General features: G+C 32.8%; 6 protein-coding genes. All 6 read left to right on the top strand.

Going from position 1 to position 6,159, the window contains the following annotated elements:
• The coding region (locus VK998_RS01680) for a GHKL domain-containing protein (RefSeq protein ID WP_325224774.1) at positions 1-221 on the top strand (221 nt) is incomplete at its 5' end.
• Positions 222-362: 141 nt separating this feature from the next.
• A complete protein-coding gene (locus VK998_RS01675; protein ID WP_325224771.1) occupies positions 363-1,064 on the top strand; it encodes a DUF6426 family protein in 702 nt (233 codons plus the stop codon).
• 274 nt (positions 1,065-1,338) lie between these two features.
• Positions 1,339-2,421, top strand: a complete 1,083-nt coding sequence (gene pdhA / locus VK998_RS01670) for a pyruvate dehydrogenase (acetyl-transferring) E1 component subunit alpha (protein WP_325224769.1) — start codon at positions 1,339-1,341, stop codon at positions 2,419-2,421.
• A 1-nt stretch (position 2,422) separates the two neighbouring features.
• On the top strand, positions 2,423-3,403 hold the full coding sequence (locus tag VK998_RS01665; RefSeq protein ID WP_325224766.1) for an alpha-ketoacid dehydrogenase subunit beta: 981 nt from the start codon (positions 2,423-2,425) through the stop codon (positions 3,401-3,403).
• A 15-nt stretch (positions 3,404-3,418) separates the two neighbouring features.
• Entirely contained in the window at positions 3,419-4,711 is a 1,293-nt protein-coding gene (locus tag VK998_RS01660; RefSeq protein WP_325224764.1) for a dihydrolipoamide acetyltransferase family protein, read from the top strand.
• Positions 4,712-4,731: 20 nt separating this feature from the next.
• Positions 4,732-6,111, top strand: coding sequence for a dihydrolipoyl dehydrogenase (lpdA, locus tag VK998_RS01655; protein WP_325224761.1), 1,380 nt, complete (start codon positions 4,732-4,734; stop codon positions 6,109-6,111).
• Positions 6,112-6,159: the final 48 nt, after the last annotated feature.

The raw sequence follows: 6,159 nt of genomic DNA, 5'->3' as shown, positions 1-6,159 counted from the left end.
ATAAAAACTATCTATTTATAGAAATATCAAATCCCACATTATTTAACCCAATAGATGAAGAAGGAAAGCTTGAAACAACTAAAAAGGACAGTAAAAATCATGGTTTTGGAATAAAAAGTATAAAAGGTGTAGTGGAAAAATACGATGGGATATTAAATTATGAATATAATGAAGGAAAGTTTATATTAAATATAATGTTACCAATAGGAAAGGAAAGTTAGATTTTTAAAAGTCTAACTTTTTTCATGCTATTCGTACCGTTTTTCCTACCATTCGTACCATATTAAACAAAATTTAGTATAAATATGGTATGTTAATAATGATGGAGAATAGAGAATCTTATTTGAGGAGGTGATTCCATTATGAAAAAAAACACTATCTTTGCTTTAATAATGGCATTTTTGTTTATAATGACTACAATGGCTTTTGCTAATAATGGTTATTATAATGATGAAAGTATAGAAATGATAGATATTGAAATTGATTATTCTAGTCAAAAAATATTAAAAGATGGTAGTATAGAATATGATGTAAAAAACAAAGAACAAGTTGCAGACTTTTTAGAAATTGATATAGATAAAATAAGAAATATTAAGATAACTAAACCAAATTATATTATAAAGGAATCTAATTTAAATAACAGTGATATTACTCCATTTGCAAATATTTATATCGCTAATATAACTGGGCCAAGACAAGCTTGTGGGTCAAAGAGAATATGTGAAAATTCTGCTGTTAATCATGCAAAAGACCCTGTAGTAAAAACAATAACTCTTTCCGGTACTGTTTCAAACAGTCATAGTCTAAGTGTAGATGCTGGTATTGATGTTGAAATCGCTTCTATTTCTGCGGCGGTAGGATTTAACGTAGAAAGAAGTTGGACAATGACGGATTCTACACAAGTTGAATTAGAACCAGGTCAAAGAGTAACTGTAGTTGCATTCCCTTACTGGGATGTTTACAGTTTTGATGTTATGCAATCTTCGATTTTTAGAGATAAAAAAGTAGGATATGGAAATGCTATGGAAACCTTTGGATTCTGTACAGTTGTTTATGATGATTGATTTTTTCAATTCATTAGTATTGCAGGTTTAACTATAAAATAAAGCTAAATAAATTTTAGATAACTGGTATAATTTAATTTTAAAATTATACCAGTATTTTTTATGCCTCAATCTCATTCCCTTTAAGTATAAAAAAAATCATTGTTCACAAAATATCATTGTGTTTAAAAAAAGAAATTTTGGCAATATATATATTGAGAATGATTATCACAATCAAAATAAAACTTGTAAAAATATTAATATAAAATTTGAATCCATAAAAGGAGGTAAAGATATGCGTTTTGAAGATTATAACCCATTAGAAGATAAACATTATAGTATTTTAGATATTAATGGACAAATCGTTACAGAAGAAGATCTTCCTTCATTTACAGAAGAAGAATTATTATCTCTTTATAGGACCATGTTGTTTTCTAGAATTATAGATGAAAAAACTTTATCTTATCAAAGACAAGGAAGAATGCTCACTTATGCTCCAAATATAGGGCAGGAAGCTGCTCAAGTAGGTAGTGCTTATGCTATGGAAAAGAATGATTGGCTGGTACCATCTTTTAGAGAACTAGGAGGTTGGCTTGTCAAAGGTGTGCCGCTAAAAAACATATTCCTTTACTGGTATGGTAATGAGTGGGGAAGTTATATGCCAGAAGGAGTGAAGGTATTACCGGTATCAGTTCCTATTGCTTCCCAATTACAACATGCTACAGGTATTGGTATGGCCAATAATATAAAAGGTGAAAAAAATGTAGTGGTAGCTTATGTTGGAGATGGAGGAACATCTCAAGGAGATTTCCACGAAGCATTAAATTTTGCTGCTGTATTTAAAGCTCCTGTAGTATTCATCATCCAAAACAATCAATACGCTATTTCTGTTCCAAGGAAAAAACAAACTGCTAGTAAAACCCTTGCACAAAAGGCGATTGCTTATGATATACCTGGAGTTTTAGTGGATGGTAATGACATATTTGGCGTTTATTCTGCAACAAAAGAAGCTATAGAGCGGGCAAGAAAAGGTGAAGGACCAACATTGATTGAAGCCTTTACCTATAGATTAGGTGCTCATACTACTTCTGATGATCCAACTAAATACAGAGAAGATGATGAAGTAGAAAAGTGGAAGGAAAAGGATCCTATATTAAGGTTTAAAAAGTATCTTAAAAATAAAGGAATACTCACAGAAGAATGGGAAGAAAATACTAAGAAAGAATTAGAAAAAGAAGTAACATTAACCTTTGAAGAAATAGAGGATAAATCGGATACTTTAATTGAAGATATATTTAAATATCATTATGAAACTATGCCTCCACATTTAGAGGAACAATTAGAGGAATACAAATCTTTTTTAGAAGGAGGTAAATAAGATGGCTAATAAGTTAAACATTGTTGAAGCTGTAAATCAGGCTCTTATGAATGAAATGGAAAGAGATGAAACAGTAGTAGTCTATGGTGAAGACGTAGGTGTTGAAGGTGGAGTTTTTAGAGCCACTGTAAATTTACAGAAAGAATTTGGCAAGCAAAGAGCTTTTGATACACCTCTTGCTGAGTCGGCTATTGTAGGTACAGGTGTTGGTATGGCTATAAATGGTTTAAAACCAGTTGTTGAAATGCAGTTTATGGGCTTTTCCTATCCTGCTTTTAACCAAATAATATCTCATGTTTCAAGAATGCGTAATCGTTCAAGAGGTCGATATACAGTTCCTATGGTAATAAGAGCACCTTATGGTGGAGGAATAAGGGCTTTAGAGCATCATTCTGAAAGTATGGAAGCTTTATATGCTCATATTCCAGGATTAAAGGTAGTAATACCTTCTACTCCTTATGACACTAAAGGTTTGCTTATAGCAGCTATTAGAGATCCAGATCCAGTTATATTTTTAGAACCAAAAAGAATTTATAGAGCTTTTAGACAGGAAATTCCTGAAGAAGCCTATGAATTGCCAATTGGAAAGGCAAAAATAGTAGAAGAAGGAGAAGATATTACCATAATAACTTGGGGAGCTATGGTAAGGGATGTACAAAAAGCCAGTGAGATGGTAAAGGACAAAGGAATAGACTCTGAAATTATAGATCTACGAACTATTTCTCCATTGGATAGAGAAACCTTTATAAATTCTGTTAAAAAAACGGGAAGGGCTATAGTAGTTCATGAAGCGCCAAAAACCTTAGGTGTAGGTGGGGAGATAGTATCTATTATAAACGAAAAAGCTTTCCTTTATCTAGAAGCTCCACCAACTAGAGTAACAGGTTTTGACACTATTTTCCCATTGCCAAGGGGAGAAAAGCATTATATCCCATCTCCTGAAAGAATTGCAAAAACTATAGAAGACGTTGTGAAATTTTAGGGAGGAGGTAATTAAATGAAATTTGAATTTGAATTTCCAGATATTGGTGAAGGGATTGCAGAAGGAACCCTTATAAAATGGCTGGTGAAAGAAGGAGAAAATATAGAGGAAGGTCAGTCTGTAGCAGAAGTGGAGACGGATAAAGTGACTACAGAAATACCTTCCCCAAGAACAGGAAAAGTTTTAGAATTAAAAGCGGAAGAAGGAGATGTAATTAATGTAGGAGATGTTTTTATTACAATAGATGCTTCAGGAGATGTTAGCCATATAGACAAAAAAGAAGAACTATCTGAAAAAGAAGAAGTGGTAGAAGAGGAAACGGCTGGAGTGGTAGGTGAAGTAATTGCTTCTTCAGAAGAAATCCCGCCTAGTACAGAAGGAATAGATAATTCTTCTGACGGATCAAAAAAAGTCAAAGTTTTAGCTACGCCTGTTGCACGTAAAATGGCTAAGGATTTAGGTGTAGATATTTCACAGGTAAAAGGCACAGGTCCTAACGGTAGGGTTATGAAGGAAGATATTATAAAAGCTAAAGAAACTATGACTAAACCAGAAGAAAAAAGAAAAGTGCTTGAAGTAGACAATAAAGAAAGTATTTTAACAGAAGATGAAAGATTGGAAAGAATTCCCCTTACTAGAATAAGAAAAACTATTGCAGAGCAGATGGCAGTTTCTAGATTTACAATACCTCATACAACTGCAATGGATGAAATAGATGTAACTGAGCTTTATGAATTCAGAAAGAAATATAAAGATAAATTAGGACAAGAAACAAAATTAACTTTCCTTCCTTTCATTCTTAAAGCAGTTATCACAGCGTTGAAAGAGTTTCCAGAGTTTAATTCTGAACTGGATGAGGAAAATAATGAATTAATATTGAAGCATTTTTATAATATTGGTATAGCTACTGATACTGACCGAGGGTTGATGGTACCTGTAATAAAGGATGCTGATAGAAAGAGTGTAGTAGAGATTGCTAATGAAATAGATGATTTAAGTAATAGAGCTAAAAACAATAAAATTGAACTTCATGAACTTAGGGAAGGTACCTTTAGTATAACTAATTATGGTTCTATAGGCGGTCAGTTTGGCATTCCGATTATAAATTATCCCGAATCAGCTATTTTAGGAGTAGGTCGTATTGTCAAAAAACCTATTGTAAAAGATGATGAAATAGTAATTGCTAGAATATTACCTTTATCCTTATCCTACGACCATAGAATAATTGATGGGGCTAGTGGAGCAAGGTTTTTAAATCTATTATCAGAACTTTTGAAAGACCCAGAGATATTATTGTTGAAATCATAGAAAGGAATGAAGGTGATAATATGAACAAATATGATCTTATAGTTATAGGTGGAGGCCCTGGAGGTTATGTGGCTGCCATAAAGGCAGCCCAACTTGGGGGTAAGGTAGCAGTAATTGAAAAAGAAAAGCTTGGAGGAGTGTGTTTAAACTGGGGTTGTATTCCTACTAAAACTTTACTAAAAACGGCTAAGCTTTATGAAGATATATTAAGAGGAGAAGAGTTTGGGATAGTTGGTATTGATAATTCAGATGTGAAAGTGGATTGGAATCTTTTATCTAAGCGGAAGGATAATGTAGTAAAAAAATTAGTATCTGGAATATACATGCTTTTTAAGAAGAATAAAATTGACCTTTTTGAAGGCATGGGAACGGTTATAGATAAAAATAAGGTTAAAGTAAACGAAGAGGTTATAACTGGTAAAAATCTTATTATAGCAACGGGAGCTAAGGATAATTTACCACCTATTGATGGTTTAGAAACTGCTTTAGAATCAGGAAAGATTATAAATAGTAAAGGAGCACTACAGTTAAAAGAAATTCCGAAGGATTTAGTGATAATAGGTGGTGGAGTTATAGCTGTAGAGTTCGCAACTCTTTTCAACTCCTTAGGTTCAAATGTAACATTAATTCAAAGATCAAATCGTATATTGTCTTCAACAGAAAAAGAAATGGCAACAACATTACAAAAACATCTTATTAGAAAAGGGATAAATATAGTAACGGGTACAAAATTAAAGTCTGTAACAGAAGATGGGGTTTTAATAGACCATAAAGGAGAACAAAAACTATTTAAAGGGGACAAATACCTTATATCCTTAGGATTAAAAGCACAGTTAAAAGGAATAGAAAATTTAAATTTAGAGTTGGATTCTAAAGGATTCATAAAGACCAATGAAAGAATGGAGACTAATATAAAGGGAGTCTATGCTATTGGTGATTTAAATGGAAAATTTGCTTTAGCCCATGTTGCTTCTGCAGAGGGAATGGTAGCTGCAGAAAATATTATGGGAAAAGACAGTATCATGAACTATAATATAGTTCCTTCCTGTGTTTATACTTTCCCTGAACTGGCATCTGTTGGGTTAACTGAAGAAGAAGCTAAAGAAAAAGGACATGATATTACAGTAAGTAAATTCCCATTAGCTGCCAACGGAAAAGCATTGGCAGAAGGAGAAACTTTAGGTTTTGCCAAAATAATAGCTGATAATCAATATGGTGAAGTTATTGGAGTTCATATTATGGCTAGCAACGCCACAGATATGATTTCAGAGGCTATAGTTGCAATGCAAATTGAAGGGACAATCTACGACGTAGCAAAGGCAATACATCCACATCCGACTCTCTCTGAAACAGTTATGGAAGCAGCCTTTGGTGCTATAGATAAGCCTATACACATTTAAGGTTATTCAGTAATAAAAGTTAGGTTATAAAAACCTACCTTTTATTTT

It is taken from the genome of Schnuerera sp. (assembly GCF_035459645.1).
In the GTDB taxonomy this organism is placed as follows: Bacteria; Bacillota; Clostridia; order Tissierellales; family Tepidimicrobiaceae; genus Schnuerera.
This window is presented reverse-complemented; position numbering and strand designations above follow the sequence as displayed.

Excerpts from the sequence above, each read along its gene's own strand:
- pdhA (WP_325224769.1), top strand. The coding sequence starts at position 1,339 with ATGCGTTTTGAAGATTATAACCCATTAGAAGATAAACATTATAGTATT.
- VK998_RS01675 (WP_325224771.1), top strand. The coding sequence starts at position 363 with ATGAAAAAAAACACTATCTTTGCTTTAATAATGGCATTTTTGTTTATA.
- lpdA (WP_325224761.1), top strand. The coding sequence starts at position 4,732 with ATGAACAAATATGATCTTATAGTTATAGGTGGAGGCCCTGGAGGTTAT.
- VK998_RS01665 (WP_325224766.1), top strand. The coding sequence starts at position 2,423 with ATGGCTAATAAGTTAAACATTGTTGAAGCTGTAAATCAGGCTCTTATG.
- VK998_RS01660 (WP_325224764.1), top strand. The coding sequence starts at position 3,419 with ATGAAATTTGAATTTGAATTTCCAGATATTGGTGAAGGGATTGCAGAA.